Origin of the sequence: Enterobacter sp. WCHEn090032, assembly GCF_003986875.1 — a bacterium.
GTDB classification, from domain to species: Bacteria; Pseudomonadota; Gammaproteobacteria; order Enterobacterales; family Enterobacteriaceae; genus Enterobacter; species Enterobacter sichuanensis.
On the sequence record NZ_RXRN01000003.1, the window covers coordinates 210,190 to 230,836 of the forward strand.

Here is a 20,647-nt window from a genome sequence, read left to right on the forward strand (position 1 = left end):
GGCGATAAGTCGCCTTTATTGTCTCCCCGTTGTAACATTGCGCTGCCCAATTTCTAATAACGTCACCTGCAAAGTACGCAATGGAAAAAACCCGTCAACAAGAGTTAACACGCTGGCTGAAACAGCAAAGCGTTATTTCCCGCCGCTGGCTTACCATTTCCCGTCTGCTGGGATTTGTTAGCGGCCTGTTGATTGTTGCCCAGGCATGGCTGCTGGCCCGCATTCTCAATCACATGATCATGGAGAACATTCCCCGCGAGGCGCTCCTGCTGCCCTTTATTGTCCTGATCCTGGTTTTTATCCTGCGCGCCTGGGTGGTCTGGCTGCGTGAACGCGTCGGTTTTCATGCCGGACAGCATATCCGCTACGAGATCCGTCGTCAGGTGCTCGACAGGCTTCAGGAAGCCGGCCCGGCGTGGATTCAGGGAAAACCAGCCGGAAGCTGGGCGACGCTGATCCTTGAGCAAATTGACGATATGCACGACTATTACGCGCGCTATTTGCCGCAAATGGCGCTTGCCGTCTTCGTTCCGCTGTTGATTGTGATCGCCATCTTCCCGATTAACTGGATGGCAGCACTGATTCTGCTGGGCACCGCCCCGCTGATCCCCCTGTTTATGGCGCTGGTTGGGATGGGAGCGGCGGATGCCAACCGCCGTAACTTCCTGGCATTGGGTCGCTTAAGCGGCCATTTCCTTGACCGCCTGCGCGGCATGGAGACATTACGCATTTTTGGCCGCGGTGAAGCGGAAACCGACAACATTCGTCTGGCATCGCAGGATTTCCGCCAGCGCACCATGGAAGTGTTACGCCTCGCCTTCTTATCCTCAGGCGTGCTGGAATTCTTTACTTCGCTGTCGATCGCCCTTGTGGCCGTCTACTTCGGCTTCTCCTATCTCGGTGCGCTGGATTTCGGCCATTACGGCACGGCAGTGACCCTTTCTGCCGGTTTCCTGGCGCTGATCCTGGCCCCGGAATTTTTCCAGCCTCTTCGCGATTTGGGGACCTTCTATCACGCTAAAGCACAGGCGGTTGGCGCGGCCGACAGCCTGAAAACGTTCCTGGAAACACCACTGGCGCATCCGGAGCGGGGTGACGTGATGCTAAATGCCAAAGAACCCGTGACCGTCGAGGCCCAGGATTTTTGCATCCTCTCGCCGGAAGGTAAGGTGCTGGCAGGCCCGCTGAACTTTACCCTGCCCGCCGGACAGCGCGTGGTGCTCGTCGGCACCAGCGGTTCCGGGAAAAGTTCGTTACTGAATGCGCTATCCGGTTTTATGGCCTACACCGGTTCGCTGCAAATAAACAAAACCGAGTTGCGTAAACTCGACCCTGACGCCTGGCGTAAACAGCTCAGTTGGGTAGGACAAAACCCGCAGCTTCCTGCCTCCACGCTACGTGAAAATGTGCTTCTGGCGCGTCCGGATGCGCGTGAAGATGAACTGCAATCGGTGCTCGACCGCGCCTGGGTCAGCGAGTTTCTGCCGCTGCTCCCGCAAGGGGTAGACACCGTCGTTGGTGACCAGTCCGCCGGGCTGTCTGTTGGCCAGGCGCAGCGTGTAGCCGTTGCCCGCGCGCTGCTTAACCCATGTCAGCTGATGCTGCTGGATGAGCCTGCTGCCAGCCTGGATGCCCACAGTGAGCAGCGCGTGATGGAAGCGCTTAACGCCGCCTCACGCCAGCAAACGACCCTGATGGTCACCCACCAGCTGGAAGGTCTTGCCGACTGGGACCAGATCTGGGTCATGGAAAATGGCCGTCTTGTTGAGCAAGGCGATTACGCCTCTCTTGTTGCCGCGCAGGGGCCGTTTGCCGCCCTGCTGGCGAACCGTCAGGAGGACATCTGATGCGTGCTCTGCTGCCTTATCTTGCGCTCTATAAACGCCACAAATGGATGCTGACGCTGGGGATCGTGCTGGCGATTGTGACTCTGCTCGCCAGCATTGGTCTGCTCACGCTTTCCGGCTGGTTCCTGTCAGCCTCTGCCGTCGCGGGCGTTGCCGGGTTGTACAGCTTTAACTATATGCTCCCGGCGGCCGGCGTTCGCGGTACCGCCATCACCCGTACTGCCGGACGCTATTTTGAGCGGCTGGTCAGCCACGACGCCACTTTCCGCGTGCTGCAGCACCTGCGCATCTACACCTTCAGTAAACTGCTGCCCCTCTCCCCTGCCGGGCTGGCGCGTTTTCGTCAGGGTGAGTTACTTAACCGTGTCGTTGCCGATGTCGACACGCTGGATCACCTTTACCTGCGCGTGATCTCCCCGATTGTAGGCGCGTTTGTGGTGATTGTGGTGGTGACGCTGGGATTGTCTTTTCTGGATGTTCCCGTTGCGCTCACGCTGGGCGGGATCATGCTGTTGACGCTTATAATTCTGCCGCCGCTCTTTTACCGCGCCGGGAAATCCACCGGGGAAAACCTGACGCGTCTGCGCGGAGATTACCGCCAGCAGTTGACCTCCTGGCTTCAGGGGCAGGCAGAACTGACCATTTTCGGTGCAAGCAAGCGCTATCGCGCGCGTATGGAAAGTACGGAGTTGAACTGGCATGAAGCTCAGCGCCGACAGTCGGAACTGACTGCGTTTTCCCAGGCACTGATGACGCTCATTGGCGGCATCGCGGTGATTGCCATGCTGTGGCTGGCGTCCGGAAGTATTGGGGGAAATACACAGCCAGGTCCCCTGATCGCCCTCTTCGTTTTTTGTGCGCTGGCCGCGTTTGAAGCGCTGGCACCCGTGACGGGCGCCTTCCAGCATCTGGGGCAGGTCATCGCCTCAGCCCTGCGCATCACCCAGATTGCCGAACAGGAACCTGAAGTAACATTCAGTGCCGGGCAGACAGCGGTACCCGCGCAGGTTGCGCTGGCGCTGGATGATGTCACCTTCGCCTACGACAAACAGGCGCAAAACGCGCTGGAAAGCATCAACCTGTCTGTTAACGCCGGAGAGCGAATTGCGATCCTCGGCCGTACCGGTTGCGGTAAATCGACGCTGCTGCAGCTGCTGACCCGCGCCTGGGATCCGCAGCGCGGCCAGATCCGTTTTAACAATACGTTGCTGACAGATTTCAGCGAGCAGGCCCTGCGTCAAACCGTCAGCGTCGTTCCACAGCGCGTACACCTGTTTAGCGCCACCCTGCGTGATAACCTGCTGCTGGCCGCACCGCACGCGTCGGATGACGCTCTTCGCGCCATGCTGGAGGAGGTCGGTCTGCACAAGCTGCTTGAGGACGAGGGATTAAATAGCTGGCTGGGCGAAGGCGGCCGTCAACTCTCCGGCGGTGAGCTGCGCAGACTGGCGATTGCGCGCGCGCTGCTGCACGATGCCCCGCTGATGTTGCTCGACGAACCCACCGAAGGGCTGGACGCGACAACTGAGAGCCAAATCCTTGATCTGCTTGCGAATGTGATGCGCGGGAAAACCGTGCTGATGGTCACGCACCGCCTGCGCGGTCTGGCGAGTTTTGATCGGATAATTGTGATGGACAACGGACAGATTATTGAGCAAGGTAGTCACGCAGAGCTGTTGACGAAACAGGGTCGCTACTACCAGTTTAAACAGCGTCTGTAGACTATATTTGTAGCGTCCTCACTCGCGTACTGGAGTTTTGCTGTCATGCGCCTGGTCCAGCTTTCTCGTCATAATATCGCGTTCCCTTCGCCGGAGGGGGCGCTACGCGAGCCCAATGGTCTGCTGGCCCTTGGCGGTGACCTTAGCCCTGCTCGGCTATTAATGGCGTACCAGCGCGGCATTTTCCCGTGGTTCTCCCCCGGCGACCCGATTTTATGGTGGTCTCCCGATCCCCGCGCCGTGCTGTGGCCAGAGCAGTTTCACCTGAGCCGCAGCATGAAGCGTTTCCATGCAAAATCACCGTACCGTGTCACCCTGAATCACGCCTTTGGTCAGGTTATAGAAGGCTGTGCCGAAGACCGCTATGAAGGGACATGGATAACCCGCGATATCATTACCGCCTATCACCAGTTGCATGAGCTGGGTTACGCCCACTCTATCGAGGTCTGGCAAGATGGGACGCTCGTCGGCGGCATGTACGGCGTGGCGCAGGGGACGCTGTTTTGTGGCGAGTCGATGTTCTCTCGTTCGGTCAACGCCTCGAAAACCGCGCTGCTGGTTTTCTGCCAGGCCTTTGCCCAATACGGCGGACGTCTAATCGATTGTCAGGTGCTCAACGAACACACGGCCTCACTGGGTGCCGTTGAAATCCCGCGACGCCAGTATATCGGGCATCTGGATGCCAGCCGTCAGGAGAAGCTCCCGCGCGACTTCTGGGTCCCGAGAACGCTCTTTATGCCCTATGCCTAAATGTTTTCCGCATATTTTTTGTGAGGGTGTTATAATTATGCCGCAGAGTAGCTTCTGCCTGTTGCCCCGCCGCCGTTTGGGACCCTCGCTTCAGATAACGTCCTGACGTTTATCCTGTTGTCTCCCCTTTACGAATGCGCTTCCTGTTCGGTTGTACCGTGACGCTTGGGCAATGCGCCGAAACTGTTTTGCTGCGTTTTAATCGCGCAATTCTTTACTTAATAGATGAATTTCGGCATTATCTTGCCGGTTCAAAACTTGGTAGTGATACCCCAGAGGATTAGATGGCCAAAGAAGACAATATTGAAATGCAGGGTACCGTACTTGATACGTTGCCTAATACCATGTTTCGCGTAGAGCTGGAAAACGGTCACGTGGTAACTGCGCACATCTCCGGTAAAATGCGCAAAAACTACATCCGCATTTTGACGGGCGACAAAGTGACTGTTGAACTGACCCCGTACGACCTGAGCAAAGGCCGCATTGTCTTCCGTAGTCGCTAATTGTTTTCGCCTGTAATGGCAGATGAATATTAAATAAGGTCGGGTTCTTCCCGGCCTTAAATTTATGGAAAACCCTCCCCTTAACTATACAGTCGCCTTTCTTGCCGGGTGGCGCTGCGCTTACCCAGCCTACACGCCAAAATTGCACAACACATTGTAGGCCTGCGCAAGCGTAGCGCCGCCAGGCGACGCGGTAGTATGTAAAACCTCTTTATTTGCTTTTTTATGCTGCCTGCACGGCAGTGCACTTGCGGCGATATTCCGTGGCAGTTACACAGAATTGCTGACAGGCTCTTGTCACACAAACGATCAGTTGGGTGACAACGATTAAAACGATGGTTCTAATGCTGGACTCTGTCAAATAACCCGCCATTTATTCAGTGTCATGCAAATCAGATGTTTTTTAGCTTTAGTGACGGAATTTTCTGGGGTTCCGTCGTAGACCCCCAATGTACTGACCAGGCTTGCCCGGTGAACCCAGGGGTAACCTCTTGCTCCTGCTCTCTAAAAAATGGTTGCATCGAGCTTTATGCATCTGCCATAAATTTAAGTCCAATTGTGTTTATGGATCATACATAAGGATGTTTTGATGGATATCGCGCTTTTTCCTGGTCAGAACAGGCGCCAGTGGGCTGACACTATGATAAATCTCGAAGCCCGTAGCTTGGGAGCTATCCTCATCGGTGACGCTTTTAATACGATATCCAGAGAAGCGGCCAGGCAATTGCTGAATGCACCTGCCTCACAGGGGATGTTCGCAGATAGCGCGATGTCCATTGCTGAGTTCAAGGGATTTAGTCGTGATGTTGGTCTTGGCGTTTACAATGCCACTACTTTAGCGGCAAGCGTCTCTGGTGTGTTCGGATTGACAGGCAAAGCCGAGGCCTGGCGGTTATTCAGATATCTTCCGGCAAATTAAGCATGAAAGTTTTAGGATGGGGAGTCAGTGCAAAGGTGGTACTGGAGCTACTCACCCACGACGATCAAAATCGCTAACATACGTTCTCAATAGCTTCCAGGATTTATAACCAACTTTAACAGGCATCACCAGGAGAATAACAACAAACAGGAAAACTGCTGCTATCGCGCTTGAGATTGCCTGTACGGTGCTGCCTAAAATGAAACTGAGAATGGTAATCACGGTCATAATAATTGTGACCCAAACGAACATTTTGAAATAACGGGAAAGATCTAACAGAACCCTGTCCAGTGAATCACCGGTTTCAAGGTAACGTTTAATCCTTATGATTTCCTTTTTTGTAAAACCTGACGCGTGTAGATCATGTTCTTCCACTGGCACCGACCTTCTTTCTGTTTAACCTGTGGACACAGGATACACTATTTTGCACATGATGGATGGGTACGCCGCGTTAGGGCGTCAGTGATTGTACGGCAAGCCTGTATATTGGGGTTCTGGGTGAGTAGACCCGCCGGTTACCCGGTCAGGCCCCTCCGCAGAACTTTGCGGTTAAACCATCTGTAGATGATTCGCTTGCTCTGGTAGATGAACTGTCCCACTCGCCTTTTATTATCTGAGATGCCGTGATAATTGATCCATCCGCGAACAACCCGGATACAACAGTGCACCAGTACTGCGATCAGATGGTTCCGGACGGTAATTTCTAAGCTGCCTGTACGGCAGTGCACTGAAATATTATCTAAACAACTTTATGATTTTCATACAAAAAAGCTAAAAACGCTTTTCTCACCCTTTTTTACAGCCATTAAATTATCATTGAAAATCAGTTCATTACACTTCAATTAAAAATTAGGATCATAGCCCGCCTTCCTTTATTTACCCCTGCGTAAAACAATCACTTCCGACCATCTGACAAATGACTATAATAAACCATGACAAATGACAATCATCAGGAGGTAAAAATGAGAACATGGGTTCCTGCACAGAAGCCTGCTGATAACGCGCTCTGGCGATTTGCGGGGTTACCGGCAAACCGGGGTATGCGGTTGGTCGAGTATCTCAATCAGGGATTACCCGTTAGCGTCCTCGACAATATCCACGAGTGGACGGCGATGTCGAAAGCAGACATTTTGCGCGTGACCGGGATTAACGAGCGTAACGTCGCGCGCCGCAAAAGCGCGGGCCGTACGCTGACCCCAGATGAAAGCGAACGCGTCGCGCGTTTCGTTCGGGTGCTGGATGCTGCCGTCGATTACTTTGGCAGTAAAGATGAAGCCTGGACCTGGCTGCAATCTCCGGTGCGAGGGTTGGGGAACAGAGCACCTGTCGATTTAATTGCGACAGAAACGGGCGCGCTGGAAGTGACCGATTTGATTGGTCGGCTTGAACACGGTGTGTTTGCATGATTTTTTATCGGCTGGTGACGGGACGCTATGCCAGCGAAGCATGGAGTGGTAGCGGCGCAAACCAGTATGGCGGGCGCTGGAATCATAAGGGGCATCCTGCCGTGTATGTTTCCACCACCATCTCGCTGGCATCGCTGGAAATTCTGGTACATGTCAAAAAAGACAGCGTGTTGAATCAGTACCAGCTGTTCAGCATCGAAATCCCGGATGAGCAGATTGATTATCTGGACAAAGCATGGCTGCCCGATGACTGGCAGGAGAACCCGGCACCGGTCTCGACGATGGATCTGGGCACCGGTTGGCTACAATCCCGCAGCGCGCTGGCGCTTATCCTGCCTTCCTGCATCATTCCTTACGAAAATAACGCCATACTTAACCCATTACATCCGGTGTTTCAACAGGTACTGGGCACGGTTAAGCGACTGCCGTTTATTTTTGATCCCCGCCTGGCAGAAAAAACCGCACCCTGAAAGCAGATACGGCTCTGATTTTTCAGGACCAGGCATAAAAAAACCGGGCCTGTGCCCGGTTTTTACGTTTAACTTTCCACTTAGTGAGCCGCTTCCGGCTTATGCTTCGCCGCACTCTGGAAATCGTACGTCAGTTCGTTCTTCGCCTGATCCAGCGCCACGGTCACCTGACCGCCGTCCACCAGCGAGCCAAACAGCAGCTCGTTCGCCAGCGGTTTCTTCAGGTTATCCTGAATCACACGCGCCATCGGACGGGCACCCATCGCACGGTCGTAGCCTTTCTCGGCCAGCCAGTTGCGGGCCTCCTGGCTCACTTCCAGCGACACGCCTTTCTGATCCAGCTGAACCTGCAGCTCGACGATGAACTTATCCACCACCTGATGGATCACCTCGGTAGACAGGTGATCGAACCAGATAATGTTGTCCAGACGGTTACGGAACTCCGGCGTAAAGATCTTCTTGATCTCTTCCATCGCATCGGTGCTGTTATCCTGGTGGATAAGACCGATGGATTTACGCTCGGTTTCACGTACCCCGGCGTTGGTGGTCATCACCAGCACCACGTTGCGGAAGTCCGCCTTGCGCCCGTTGTTGTCGGTCAGCGTCCCGTTGTCCATCACCTGCAGCAGGATGTTGAACACGTCCGGGTGCGCTTTCTCGATTTCATCAAGCAGCAGTACCGCGTGCGGATGCTTGATCACCGCGTCGGTGAGCAGCCCGCCCTGGTCAAAGCCCACGTAGCCCGGAGGCGCACCGATCAAACGGCTGACGGTGTGACGCTCCATATACTCGGACATATCAAAGCGCAGCAGCTCGATGCCCAGTGCTTTGGAGAGCTGAACCGTCACCTCGGTTTTCCCCACACCGGTTGGACCGGCGAACAGGAAGGAACCGACAGGTTTATGCTCATGCCCCAGCCCGGCACGGGCCATCTTGATCGCTTCGGTTAAGGCCTCAATGGCTTTATCCTGACCAAAGACCAGCATTTTCAGGCGGTTGCCAAGAGTACGCAGCGTGTCGCGGTCGCTCTGAGAGACGCTCTTCTCAGGAATGCGCGCAATACGGGCCACCACGGACTCAATATCCGCCACGTTAACGGTTTTCTTACGCTTGCTGGCCGGCATCAGACGCGCACGCGCCCCTGCCTCATCAATGACGTCGATCGCCTTATCCGGCAGATGACGGTCGTTGATGTATTTCACCGCCAGCTCCACCGCCGCACGCACCGCTTTCGCGGTATAACGCACGTCGTGGTGCGCTTCATACTTCGGTTTCAGGCCGTTGATGATCTGCACCGTTTCCTCGACGGACGGTTCGGTCACGTCGATTTTCTGGAAGCGACGCGCCAGCGCACGATCTTTCTCAAAGATGTTGCTGAACTCCTGGTAGGTGGTAGAGCCAATCACGCGGATCTTGCCGCTGGAGAGCAGCGGTTTGATCAGGTTTGCGGCATCCACCTGGCCACCGGAGGCCGCACCGGCACCGATGATGGTGTGGATCTCATCAATAAACAGGATGCTGTTGGTGTCCTGCTCCAGCTGTTTTAACAGCGCCTTGAAGCGTTTTTCAAAATCACCACGGTATTTCGTGCCCGCCAGCAGCGAGCCAATATCCAGCGAGTAGATGGTGCAATCGGCAATTACTTCCGGCACGTCGCCCTGCACAATGCGCCAGGCAAGACCTTCGGCAATCGCGGTTTTACCCACGCCAGATTCCCCCACCAGCAGCGGGTTGTTCTTGCGGCGACGGCACAGTACCTGGATGGCACGCTCCAGCTCTTTATCGCGACCAATCAGCGGGTCGATACCGCCAACGCGAGCAAGCTGATTAAGGTTGGTGGTGAAGTTTTCCATACGATCCTCCCCGCCTGCTTGCTCTTCATTGTTATTGACCTGATTGCTGGAATCCGATGCCTGGTTAGGCTCGTCTTTGCGCGTTCCGTGAGAAATAAAGTTAACCACATCGAGTCGGCTGACTTCGTGTTTGCGCAGCAGGTAGGCAGCCTGTGACTCCTGCTCGCTGAAGATGGCGACCAAGACGTTTGCGCCAGTCACTTCGCTACGTCCGGAAGACTGGACGTGAAATACCGCGCGCTGCAGCACACGCTGGAAGCTGAGCGTCGGCTGCGTGTCGCGCTCCTCTTCACTGGCTGGCAGCACCGGTGTGGTTTGTTCGATGAAGGCTTCGAGTTCCTGACGTAGCGCCACCAGATCCACGGAGCAGGCTTCCAGCGCTTCGCGGGCAGATGGGTTGCTAAGCAGTGCGAGCAGCAGGTGCTCGACGGTCATAAACTCATGTCGGTGCTCACGCGCTCTGGCGAAAGCCATGTTTAAACTGAGTTCCAGTTCTTGATTGAGCATAGGCACCTCCCCCAATTTTATGCCTTATCAGGCCTTTTCCAGCGTACACAGCAACGGATGCTCGTTCTCCCTCGCATAGTCGTTCACCATCGCCACTTTGGTTTCCGCCACTTCGGCTGTGAAGATGCCGCAGATAGCTTTGCCACGATAATGAACGGTAAGCATCAGTTGCGTTGCACGTTCTACATCATAAGAAAAGAACTTTTGTAGCACGTCAATAACAAATTCCATCGGCGTGTAATCATCGTTCATTAACATAACTTTATACATAGATGGCGGTTTTAGCGCGTCACGCACTTTGTCTTCCGCCAGCTGGTCAAAATCCAGCCAGTCGTTGGTCTTACCCATTTTGCATAACCACTTTGAATCTACCTCAGATGTTAGATAACAATCATCTATTACTGTCATCCGCGATGTCTGTCACAAACTGTTGCAATAGCGTTAACTGCTTCAAACTTTGGTTGATTATTGTCCCATCTCCAGCGCCAAACGCTTGACGACTTCTTTCGTTTCTCTAAATTGTACAAGCGTGAGATGGCGAGGTTTTGAACAGCCCCCACTCCACCACCGGTTCATTCCATCTTAACTTATAAGATTTACGAAGGATGTCGAAGCATGGAAATGGGTACTGTTAAGTGGTTCAACAACGCCAAAGGGTTTGGCTTCATCTGCCCCGAAGGCGGCGGCGAGGATATCTTCGCTCACTATTCCACCATTCAGATGGATGGTTACAGAACGCTCAAAGCCGGGCAGTCCGTCCGGTTCGATGTACACCAGGGACCCAAAGGCAATCACGCAAGCCTTATCGTACCCATTGAAGCAGAGACGGTTGCATAGCTCTCTGTTTTATTGTGTACATCCCGCAGTCAAAATGCCAGCCCGATCGGCTGGCATTTTTATTTTCAGCCTATTCGCGGGCCAGTGCATCCACCGGATCCAGCCGCGCCGCATTGCGGGCGGGTAACCAGCCAAACAAAATGCCGGTAAAGGTTGAACACAAAAACGCGGTAAGAATGGCCACCGGTGAGAAGCCAATTTCCCAGCCGGGTAAAAAGAGCTGCAGCGCAAATGCGATCATCATCGAGAGCGCAATGCCCATCGCGCCCCCCACCAGACACACCAGCACAGCTTCAATCAAAAACTGTTGCAGCACGTCGCTGGCTCTGGCCCCGACCGCCATGCGGATACCAATCTCACGGGTGCGTTCGGTCACCGACACCAGCATGATATTCATCACCCCGATACCGCCAACGACCAGCGAAATGACTGCCACCAGCGTGAGGAACAACTGAAGAGTACGTGTGGTCTTTTCCGCCGTTTTCAAGAGGCCGTCCATGTTCCAGGTGAAGAAATCCTTCTTCCCGTGGCGCAGGGTTAACAGCCGCTCAAGCTGCTGTTCAGCCAGCGCGCTGTCGTAGCCCTCCTTCACGCGCACGGTGATGGAGTTAAGCCAGGACTGCCCCATAATCCGCCCGGAGATGGTGGTATAGGGTAGCCAGACGCGCAGGATCTTGCTGCTGCCAAACATCGACTGCTTCTCTTCCGCCACGCCGATGACCGTAGCCGGCATATTGCCGACCAGGATCACTTCCCCCACCACATTCGCTTTATTGGGGAAAAGCTGTCTGCGTGAGTTCGCGTCCAGTACCACCACCTGCGCCCTGCCTGCCAGCTGTTCGGCATTGAAGGTCGCACCTTCACTGAAGGTCATACCGTAAACGTTGAAATAGTCCCCGCTGACGCCGTTCGCGCTGGCGGCAACGTCCACGTTACCCACGCGCAGGCGCAAATTTTGCGACACGGCCGGCGTAGCCGAGTTGACCCACGGCTGCTTCTGAATCGCCGCCAGATCGTCATATTTCAGGGACTGCTGATACTGCGGCTCGTCGTCGCCAAAGTCTTTGCCGGGATAGACGTCAATGGTATTGGTGCCAATCGCGCGGATATCGGCCAGCACCAGCTGCTTGGCCGCGTCGCCCACCACCACAATCGATACCACCGAGGCGATACCGATAATGATGCCGAGCATGGTGAGCAGGGTGCGCATTTTATTCGCCGCCATCGCCAGCCAGGCCATGGCAAGCGCTTCACGAAAGCCGCTGGAGAATTGTCCCCAGCCGGTGGACGGCGGTAGCGCTTCTTTCGTCGCCGCCGCTCTGGACGCTCCCGGAGGCGGATTGCTGACCAGCTCGCCGTCGTGGATCTCAATAATGCGTTCCGCCTGCGCCGCCACCTGCGGGTCATGCGTCACGATAATCACCGTGTGTCCCTGATCGCGCAGCTGGTGGAGGATCGCCATCACCTCTTCGCCGGAATGGCTATCGAGCGCCCCGGTGGGTTCATCCGCGAGGATCACCTGCCCGCCGTTCATCAGGGCACGGGCAATACTCACGCGCTGCTGCTGGCCGCCTGAAAGCTGCGAAGGCTGGTACTCCACCCGCTCCGCCAGCCCCAGACGCGTCAGCAGCATCTGCGCGCGCTCAAGACGCTTTTTCCGCTCCACGCCGGCATAGACCGCCGGCACTTCGACGTTCTGCGCCGCATTGAGGTGAGAGAGCAGATGGTAACGCTGGAAGATAAAGCCGAAGTGCTCCCGACGCAGCTTCGCCAGCGCGTCGCCGTCCAGCGTGGAGATGTCCGTTCCGGCCACGCGATAGGTGCCGCTGGTCGGTTTATCCAGACAGCCGAGAATGTTCATCAGCGTCGATTTCCCGGATCCCGATGCGCCGACAATCGCCACCATCTCGCCCGCCTCCACGCGCAGAGAGATCCCTTTCAGCACCTCCACCGGGCCATCGCCCGAGGGGTAGCTGCGGCGAATGTCGTTCAGCTCAAGCAGCGCCGTCATTTCGCGGCTCCGGGCAGGCTTTCGCTGATGACAACCTCCTCCCCCTCTTCCAGCCCTTTCACCACCACTACATCGGTGTCGTTGCGCGCGCCAATCACCACTTCACGCTCGCGCGTTTCCCCGTTGCGCAGCACTTTGACTTTATAGCGGTTATCCCCGGCGGACTCGCCCAGCGCAGAGAGGGGAATAGTCAGCACGTTCTTCACGCCGGTCAGTTGGATATGCACCTGCGCGGTCATGTCCAGACGCAGCACGCCCTGCGGGTTCGGCACTTCAAAACGGGCATAGTAGAAGATGGCGTCGTTAACCTTTTCCGGCGTCGGCAGAATGTCTTTCAGCACGCCTTCGTAACGAGTCTGCGGATCCCCCAGCACCGTAAACCAGGCGTTTTGCCCCGGTTTGAGATGGATAACGTCCGCCTCGGAGACCTGGGCTTTGACCAGCATGGTGCTCATGTCCGCCAGCGTCAGGATGTTTGGCGCCTGCTGCGCGGCAATCACCGTCTGCCCCTGCAGAGTGGTGATCTGGGTGACTTCGCCAGCCATCGGCGCGACGATTTGCGTATAGTCGAGGTTGGTTTTCGCCGTATCCAGCGAGGCCTGGTTGCGTTTGATTTGCGCGTCGATGGTGCCAATCTGCGCCTGTTTTACCGCCAGTTCTGTGGTGGCCGTATCTAAATCTTGTTTCGAAATAGCCTGGGTTTTCGCCAGCGCCTGCTGGCGGGTCAGTGTGACCTGAGCCAGGTTACGCTCTGCCAGCGCCTGGGCGCGCTGAGCGCGCAGCTCCATCAGCGTGGCTTCCACCTCGCGGATCTGGTTCTCAGCCTGTTCAGGATCGATAACCCCAAGCAGCTGACCTTTTTTCACCTTATCGCCAATCTCTACCGACAGCGTTTTCAACTGGCCGCTCACCTGGGCACCCACGTCAACCTTGCGCAGGGCATCCAGCTTGCCCGTCGCGAGGACGTTTTGCTGCAGTTCGCCAGGACGAACAATCAATGTCTGATACTGTGGCACAGGCGCATTAAGCACTTGCCATAGCCAGTACCCACCGGCTAACACCACGACCGCCAGCAGCAGAAACAGCGTTCTGCGTTTTCCCTTAAGGTTCATAAATATTCCAATTAAATGTTCTGGCAATAATAAATGTTGATTCTATCTAAACGACTCCTCAACGAAACCCCCGTTCCCTGAAATCGTCACAATTTGTTTACGAGACGTTGAACGTTCGCCTGCTGAAATGGAGATATTCATCAAGAAGCAGGATCTATCATGTCTTCCATCGTCGATACACCTTTTTCCAGCCTGCCACAGCCTAAATCGGGCTGGCAGCTCTTCAAAAATCTGGCTTTCGGTACGCTCACGCCAGGGCTGGCGTGGCAGAACCCCGCCTATCGACGTAAATTCATGTTACGTTCGCTGGCGACACCCATTAGCACCGCGCGCCTGTTAACGAGCCTTGCTAAGCAACCGCGTCTGATGCAGATGCTGCAGGTCCAGCCAGGACTGCCGTGCCGGCTGCACCGCCCCTGGCTGACGGTGAAGATGGATCGTCAGCATGCGCTGGAATCGCTTAACTGGCACTATCAGACCCTGAGCCGCCAGCTTCCTGCGACGCTGCTTGCGGGTTATCTTTCTAAGCCAGGTTACACCCTGCTGACCTTAACCGGCAAAGAGGAACAGCAGTTCACCGTTCGTCTGTGCGCTGATGCGTTCCTGGATAAAGAAGGGGAAGCCACCCTCGCCTTCTGCGACAGGCACAACACGGTGCTGGCGGAAATGACCTTTACGCTCTGCCAGTTTGCAGGAAAAACGACGCTGTTCATCGGCGGTCTACAGGGCGCAAAAGCGCACGTTCCCCATGAGCTGATCCAGGGGGCGACGAAAGCCTGTCACGGTCTGTTCCCGAAACGTCTGCTGCTGGAAGCCGCGATGACGCTTGGCACCGCTTTCCCGGTCGAGCAGATCGTTGCCGTCAGTAACGCCACACACATCTATCGCAGCTGGCGTTACCGCAAGAAAAAAGAGGGGAAACTGCTGGCTGATTACGACAGTTTCTGGGTCTCGATCGGCGGTGAAAAACAGGATAACGGTCACTTCCTGCTGCCGCTTGCCATGCCGCGTAAACCGATGGAAGAGATCGCGAGCAAAAAGCGCGCCGAGTATCGCCGCCGTTATGAACTGCTGGATAGCCTGATTCAGCAGGTCAATCAGGCAACTCAACGCTAATCCGCTTTCCCGCGTGCCAGCCACAGCACGCGGGAAAACATCTTACGCAGCAGAGTCGGTACCGCCTCCACGCCCCGCCTTCCCGCTTCCGTCGCCACTTCAATGGCTAAATCCGGTTTTGACGAACGATGAATGGCTTTGGCGATCACTCGCCGCATGTTCATCGGGACATCGACAGGCACCATGGCAATTCGGTGGAATACGTCGTCGAACCCCTGACGATACATAAAGTGCTCCATGTCCATCGCGGGCAGCATAGTTAAATGGTCGCGCTCTTCTTCCCGCTCGTTATTGAGCAGGCTACGCACGGTCGAAGCATATTTTTTGCCCGCCTCATCACCGTCGACCAGGACGTGCCACTCGATCCCCATCCGGCGTGCGAATTTAATCAACGGCTTTAATCCCGACTGGGCGAATTCGATCACCTTAATGCCTTCCGCATCAAAATGGTGACCACACTGGCGCGCCAGTTCGTTAATGACCCAGGTTTCCGTCTCTCCCTCCACCAGCAGCCAGCAGCGGGCAAAGAGCGATGACGCCCGGTTAAAGCGGATATGAAACGCGATGCGCCGCCCGTCTTCCGCGTTCATGCCGCCCGGCCCCAGTCGGTAAGCGGTGACACGGGAAGATTCACGCACCAGACGACAGACGTGTTCAACCGGCGTCAGGGATAACAGCTCACCGGAGTTGGTGGTCGTAATGCGCTGGAGCGGCAGCAGATTCAGCAGATGCCATGCCACGGAGAGCATAATGGGATGCAGGCGGGTTTCAGGATCTTCCACCAGCAACAGCGGTCGGGCGTCCCGGTCAAGACGGACGGTGCCTTTGGCCTGCAGAAGCGTGGAGAACAGCCCCAGCAAAATCACCCGATGCGTACGCCCGCCGGGCCGGTCAATCATCCGGTTAATGATATCGAGATAGCGCCAGCTTCGTTGCTCATCATGAGAGCGGCGGCGCATCAGACGATGGCGGGACTCCGAGGTCCCCTGCTCGGAAAAATAGTGCTCCAGCAGTTGTACCATCGCGGACAACCCCTGGCGGATTTGGCCATCGGTCAGATTTTGTGGACGAGACACCAGCTCCCGCGCCAGAAAATCCAGCTCGCGAGCGGTGACTTCCACTTCCGGCATATTCGGTACGGTACCGTTACGAATACGCCGCATAAAACGCGCATCGCGCAAGCGTAATACCGGCGTCAGGCGGATCAGGTGGCGGGCCAGATCGTCAATATTGTCCAGCGGGATAGGATTGGCTTTCTCGTCGAGAAACTCACGCAGCGTGAGTACGCCTTCGTTTTCCGCCATCTCCCCTTCCAGCCGATAGAAAATCCGGTGGAAGCCGTCATCGCACGGCACCCAGCAGGGTGACAGCGGACGGAAGCGCCGCACGCGGTGACGGCCCGGTTCGGATTCCCGGAACGTCAGGATGATATGCAGGTGCTTCTCGCGGCCATTGACATCACCGGGCGGAAACCAGAAATCGTCCCGGACGAAGTGATACAGATCGTCTTCGGGCGAAAGCAGTAACGTCAGCGCATCCAGCAGGCTGGACTTACCCCACGCGTTCTCGCCGATCAGGACGTTGTTCTGCTCCAGCTGCAGCGACAGGCGGTTAATACCGCGAAACCCGACAATTTCCACTCGTTCGAGAAGCATAAGTCCCCCGCGAAATAATCACTTTTTCCTTTAAGTTATCAGCAGTATAGCGGGAGGATGCCGCGCGGAACACTGCCAGAGGTCCTGATTATTCTGCGCCAGCACGAAAAATTAAGAATTTCCGTGGCAGGTTTCATTTGAAATAGTGTCAACAGCACAACAAACTATTGTCCGCAAATTGGACTATGCTGTATTCACCTCCAGTTTGAACAAGGATTGACATCACATTGCCTTAAATCAAATTAAACAAATTTATTTAAGTGGCGAAGGGATGTTATTGGTTTTTAAAATACAGGCTCTTTGAGTCGTCATCCCTTTATGGCGATATATCCCGCATGCGGGAAAGCGTGCGGAAATTATGTTGAGGTGGTTATGTTTAGAAAATTGGCAGCAGAATGCTTTGGTACATTCTGGCTGGTATTTGGTGGCTGCGGTAGCGCCGTTCTGGCAGCAGCATTCCCGGAATTAGGTATTGGTTTTGTCGGCGTGGCGCTGGCCTTTGGTTTAACCGTATTAACCATGGCCTTTGCCGTGGGTCATATTTCCGGCGGTCATTTTAACCCGGCCGTGACGTTGGGTTTATGGGCCGGTGGTCGTTTCCCGGCGAAAGAGGTGATCGGTTATATCGTCGCCCAGGTGGTGGGCGGTATTATTGCCGCAGCCGTTCTGTACGTCATCGCCAGCGGTAAAGCGGGCTTCGACGCGGCAGCCAGCGGTTTCGCCTCTAACGGCTTCGGCGAACACTCTCCGGGCGGATATTCCATGCTGTCGGCTATCGTGATTGAAATTGTGCTGACCGCTGGTTTCCTGCTGGTCATCCACGGCGCAACCGACAAACACGCACCTGCTGGTTTCGCGCCGATTGCCATTGGTCTGGCATTGACGCTTATCCACCTGATCTCCATTCCGGTCACCAACACCTCCGTTAACCCGGCGCGCAGTACCGCAGTGGCTATCTTCCAGGGTGGCTGGGCGCTGGAGCAGCTGTGGCTGTTCTGGGTCATGCCTATCGTCGGCGGTATTCTGGGCGGCGTGCTGTATCGCACCCTGCTGGAAAAACGCGATTAATCTTCCCTCCCTCTCCTGTGGGAGAGGGCCGGGGTGAGGGCAACAGGCCGCACACACAGGCCGGGTAAGGCGTAGCGCCACCCGGCTTTCTTTTTGCCGCTTTACTGAACAGCCTTTATTGGGTAGTGTCTCTGGCGCTCAACAGATACTCACAAGGACCGGCTGTTCATGTTTTCAGGACTCCTCATTATTCTGCTGCCCCTGATTGTGGGCTACCTTATCCCACTGCATCAGGAATCCGCCTTACGGCTGATTAACCGTTTTCTCAGCTGGATTGTTTACGTCATTCTTTTTTTTATGGGAATCAGCCTGGCCTTTCTGGATAACCTGGCGACCAATCTGCTGGCGATCCTGCATTATTCTGCGGTCACTGTTGTGGTTATTTTGCTGTGTAATATTGCCGCATTGTTCTGGCTTGAACGCACTATTCCGTGGAAAAACCACCACCATCAGGAAAAACTTCCGTCCCGCATAGCGATGGCGCTGGAATCATTAAAACTGTGCGGCGTCGTGGTGCTCGGTTTTCTTCTGGGGCTGACCGGCTGGGCGTTTTTACAGCACGCGACAGAGGCCAGCGAATATACGCTGATCTTCCTGCTGTTCCTGATTGGTATCCAGCTGCGAAATAATGGCATGACCCTGAAGCAAATTGTCCTCAATCGTCGGGGAATGATGGTCGCGGTTATTGTTATCGCCAGTTCTATGGTGGCGGGCGTGATTAACGCTTTTATTCTCGACCTGCCGCTGAAAACCGGTCTGGCCATGGCATCAGGGTTTGGCTGGTACTCCCTCTCCGGCATTCTGCTGACCGAGTCCTTCGGTCCGGTGATTGGCAGCGCCGCCTTCTTTAACGATCTGGCGCGTGAGCTGCTTGCTATCATGCTGATCCCGGGCCTGGTGCGCCGCAGCCGCTCTACCGCGCTGGGGCTTTGCGGCGCGACGTCGATGGACTTTACCCTCCCGGTACTGCAGCGTTCTGGCGGGCTGGAGATGGTCCCTGCCGCCATTGTTCACGGCTTTATTTTAAGCCTGCTGGTTCCCGTTCTGATGGCACTCTTCTCTGCCTGATACCTCTTTGGCGGTAGCGAACCTGCCGCCAAAATTGCGCTAAATCAAGCTCCCTCTATTTTGTCGTAGAAAGCCCTTTTCACCGTTCTGACACAGGCATAACCTTAAACATGTATATCAAATATAACTTTAACAGGTGTGATTATGTTTTGTGTGCAATGTGAACAAACCATCCGTACCCCGGCAGGCAATGGCTGCTCTTACGCACAGGGTATGTGCGGCAAAACCGCAGAAACATCTGACCTGCAGGACCTGCTGATTGCGGCCCTGCAAGGCCTTTCCGCATGGGCATCCAAAGCCCGCGAATACGGCATCATCGACCACTACGTCGACAGCTTCGCCCCGCGCGCCTTCTTTTCCACGCTGACCAACGTCAACTTCGACTCCCCGCGCATCGTCGGGTATGCCCGTGAAGCAATTGCCCTGCGTGAAGCGCTGAAAGCACAGTGCCTGAAGGCGGATGCGAGCGCCCGCGTGGAACACCCGATGTCTGAACTTCAGCTGTTGAGTGACGATCTGGGCGAGTTGCAGCGTCAGGCGGCGGAATTCACTCCAAACAAAGACAAAGCCGTGATTGGTGAGAACATTCTCGGCCTGCGCCTGCTGTGCCTGTACGGTCTGAAAGGCGCTGCGGCGTATATGGAGCACGCGCACGTGCTCGGGAAGTCAGACAATGAGATTTACGCCCAGTACCACAACATCATGGCGTGGCTGGGGACCTGGCCTGCCGATATGAACGCGCTGCTGGAATGCTCGATGGAAATCGGCCAGATGAACTTCCGCGTAATGAGCATTCTGGATGCCGGTGAAACCAGCACCTATGGGCACCCAACGCCAACCCAGGTCAACGTCAAAGCGACCAAAGGCAAATGCATTCTGATCTCCGGTCATGACCTGAAAGATCTCTACAACCTGCTGAAACAAACCGAAGGCACCGGCGTTAACGTCTATACCCACGGGGAAATGCTACCGGCGCACGGCTATCCGGAGCTGCGTAAATTTACGCATCTGATCGGTAACTACGGCAGCGGCTGGCAGAACCAGCAGGTCGAGTTCGCCCGCTTCCCGGGTCCTGTTGTGATGACCTCAAACTGCATCATCGACCCGACCGTCGGGGCATATGACGATCGCATCTGGACCCGCAGCATTGTTGGCTGGCCGGGCGTGAGCCACCTTGAAGGTGACGATTTCGGTCCGGTGATTGCGCAGGCGCAGCAGATGGCTGGCTTCCCGTACAGCGAGATCCCGCATCTCATCACCGTCGGCTTCGGTCGCGAAACCCTGCTCGGCGCTGCAGATTCCCTGATTGACCTCGTCAGCCGTAAAAAACTGCGTCATATCTTCCTGATCGGCGGCTGCGACGGCGCGCGCGGCGAGCGTAACTACTTCACCGACTTCGCCACCCGCGTGCCAGAAGATTGCCTGATCCTGACTTTGGCCTGCGGTAAATACCGTTTCAACAAGCTGGACTTCGGCAACATCGAAGGTCTGCCGCGTCTGGTGGATGCCGGTCAGTGTAACGATGCTTACTCGGCGATCGTTCTGGCTGTCACCCTGGCGGAAAAACTGGGCTGTGGCGTAAACGATCTGCCGCTGTCTCTGGTGCTCTCCTGGTTTGAGCAGAAGGCCATCGTGATCCTGCTGACCCTGCTTTCGCTGGGCGTAACCAACATCGTCACCGGCCCGACCGCGCCAGGTTTCCTGACACCGGACCTGCTGGCCGTACTGAATGAAAAATTCGGTCTGCGTTCCGTGACCACCGTTGAAGAAGACATGCAGCAGCTGCTGAGCGCGTAAGGAGTTA

The 20,647-nt window shown here is 55.6% G+C and carries 18 protein-coding genes and 1 pseudogene; 12 read left to right on the forward strand and 7 right to left on the reverse strand.

The features are described from left to right. The first annotated feature begins 80 nt into the window (after positions 1–80). The 5 genes from cydD to EKN83_RS03995 all read left to right on the forward strand — a co-directional run bounded on the left by cydD (position 81) and on the right by EKN83_RS03995 (position 5,740). A complete protein-coding gene (gene cydD / locus EKN83_RS03975; RefSeq protein ID WP_126800377.1) occupies positions 81–1,847 on the forward strand; it encodes a heme ABC transporter permease/ATP-binding protein CydD in 1,767 nt (588 codons plus the stop codon). After that, complete coding sequence (gene cydC, locus EKN83_RS03980; RefSeq protein WP_126800378.1) at positions 1,847–3,568, forward strand: heme ABC transporter ATP-binding protein/permease CydC; 1,722 nt, start codon at positions 1,847–1,849, stop codon at positions 3,566–3,568. The genes cydD and cydC overlap by 1 nt, the downstream gene beginning before the upstream one ends. 45 nt (positions 3,569–3,613) lie before the next feature. Next, positions 3,614–4,318 (forward strand): leucyl/phenylalanyl-tRNA--protein transferase, encoded by a 705-nt coding sequence (gene aat, locus EKN83_RS03985; RefSeq protein ID WP_126800379.1) that lies wholly within the window; start codon positions 3,614–3,616, stop codon positions 4,316–4,318. A gap of 284 nt (positions 4,319–4,602) precedes the next feature. Then, complete coding sequence (infA, locus tag EKN83_RS03990) at positions 4,603–4,821, forward strand: translation initiation factor IF-1 (RefSeq protein ID WP_002211347.1); 219 nt, start codon at positions 4,603–4,605, stop codon at positions 4,819–4,821. Positions 4,822–5,410: 589 nt separating this feature from the next. Beyond that, entirely contained in the window at positions 5,411–5,740 is a 330-nt protein-coding gene (locus EKN83_RS03995) for a DUF4225 domain-containing protein (protein WP_260591130.1), read from the forward strand. Positions 5,741–5,791: 51 nt separating this feature from the next. On the opposite strand, the gene EKN83_RS04000 is transcribed toward EKN83_RS03995, so the two are convergent. Beyond that, a complete protein-coding gene (locus EKN83_RS04000) occupies positions 5,792–6,115 on the reverse strand; it encodes a hypothetical protein (RefSeq protein WP_126800380.1) in 324 nt (107 codons plus the stop codon). A 146-nt stretch (positions 6,116–6,261) separates the two neighbouring features. After that, positions 6,262–6,468 (reverse strand): annotated as a pseudogene (locus EKN83_RS23660) (group II intron maturase-specific domain-containing protein); the annotation flags it as partial. Between the two features lie 234 nt (positions 6,469–6,702). Between EKN83_RS23660 and EKN83_RS04010 the strand changes: the two are divergent. Both EKN83_RS04010 and EKN83_RS04015 read left to right on the forward strand, forming a co-directional pair. Beyond that, positions 6,703–7,146 carry an antitoxin Xre/MbcA/ParS toxin-binding domain-containing protein gene (locus tag EKN83_RS04010; protein ID WP_045284498.1) on the forward strand — a complete coding sequence of 148 codons (444 nt, stop codon included), beginning with the start codon at positions 6,703–6,705 and terminating at the stop codon, positions 7,144–7,146. After that, positions 7,143–7,616, forward strand: a complete 474-nt coding sequence (locus EKN83_RS04015) for an RES family NAD+ phosphorylase (protein WP_126800381.1) — start codon at positions 7,143–7,145, stop codon at positions 7,614–7,616. Before EKN83_RS04010 ends, EKN83_RS04015 begins: the two co-directional genes overlap by 4 nt. A gap of 80 nt (positions 7,617–7,696) precedes the next feature. Here EKN83_RS04015 and clpA read toward each other — a convergent pair whose 3' ends face one another. Continuing rightward, a complete protein-coding gene (clpA, locus tag EKN83_RS04020; RefSeq protein ID WP_014831269.1) occupies positions 7,697–9,976 on the reverse strand; it encodes an ATP-dependent Clp protease ATP-binding subunit ClpA in 2,280 nt (759 codons plus the stop codon). Between the two features lie 27 nt (positions 9,977–10,003). After that, on the reverse strand, positions 10,004–10,324 hold the full coding sequence (gene clpS / locus EKN83_RS04025; protein ID WP_006174393.1) for an ATP-dependent Clp protease adapter ClpS: 321 nt from the start codon (positions 10,322–10,324) through the stop codon (positions 10,004–10,006). A 267-nt stretch (positions 10,325–10,591) separates the two neighbouring features. Here clpS and cspD point away from each other — a divergent pair, with 267 nt between their 5' ends. Further along, complete coding sequence (gene cspD, locus EKN83_RS04030) at positions 10,592–10,813, forward strand: cold shock-like protein CspD (protein WP_008499993.1); 222 nt, start codon at positions 10,592–10,594, stop codon at positions 10,811–10,813. Positions 10,814–10,883: 70 nt separating this feature from the next. Here cspD and macB read toward each other — a convergent pair whose 3' ends face one another. Further along, positions 10,884–12,824 (reverse strand): macrolide ABC transporter ATP-binding protein/permease MacB, encoded by a 1,941-nt coding sequence (gene macB, locus EKN83_RS04035; protein ID WP_047958146.1) that lies wholly within the window; start codon positions 12,822–12,824, stop codon positions 10,884–10,886. Continuing rightward, positions 12,821–13,936: a macrolide transporter subunit MacA gene (macA, locus tag EKN83_RS04040; RefSeq protein ID WP_059386160.1), complete on the reverse strand. Its 1,116-nt coding sequence runs from the start codon at positions 13,934–13,936 to the stop codon at positions 12,821–12,823. Before macA ends, macB begins: the two co-directional genes overlap by 4 nt. A gap of 159 nt (positions 13,937–14,095) precedes the next feature. On the opposite strand from macA, the gene EKN83_RS04045 reads away from it, so the two are divergent. Continuing rightward, on the forward strand, positions 14,096–15,052 hold the full coding sequence (locus EKN83_RS04045; RefSeq protein ID WP_094918121.1) for a VirK/YbjX family protein: 957 nt from the start codon (positions 14,096–14,098) through the stop codon (positions 15,050–15,052). Here EKN83_RS04045 and EKN83_RS04050 read toward each other — a convergent pair. Beyond that, positions 15,049–16,707 carry an ATP-dependent endonuclease gene (locus tag EKN83_RS04050; protein WP_045284513.1) on the reverse strand — a complete coding sequence of 553 codons (1,659 nt, stop codon included), beginning with the start codon at positions 16,705–16,707 and terminating at the stop codon, positions 15,049–15,051. The two genes, EKN83_RS04045 and EKN83_RS04050, sit on opposite strands and share 4 nt — an antisense overlap. A gap of 372 nt (positions 16,708–17,079) precedes the next feature. On the opposite strand from EKN83_RS04050, the gene aqpZ reads away from it, so the two are divergent. From aqpZ to hcp, 3 genes are all read left to right on the forward strand, one after another. Then, positions 17,080–17,775 carry an aquaporin Z gene (aqpZ, locus tag EKN83_RS04055; protein ID WP_025756038.1) on the forward strand — a complete coding sequence of 232 codons (696 nt, stop codon included), beginning with the start codon at positions 17,080–17,082 and terminating at the stop codon, positions 17,773–17,775. Positions 17,776–17,943: 168 nt separating this feature from the next. Continuing rightward, positions 17,944–18,843, forward strand: a complete 900-nt coding sequence (locus tag EKN83_RS04060; protein ID WP_025756039.1) for a lysine exporter LysO family protein — start codon at positions 17,944–17,946, stop codon at positions 18,841–18,843. Between the two features lie 144 nt (positions 18,844–18,987). Then, entirely contained in the window at positions 18,988–20,640 is a 1,653-nt protein-coding gene (hcp, locus tag EKN83_RS04065; protein WP_126800382.1) for a hydroxylamine reductase, read from the forward strand. The last annotated feature ends 7 nt before the right edge of the window (positions 20,641–20,647 follow it).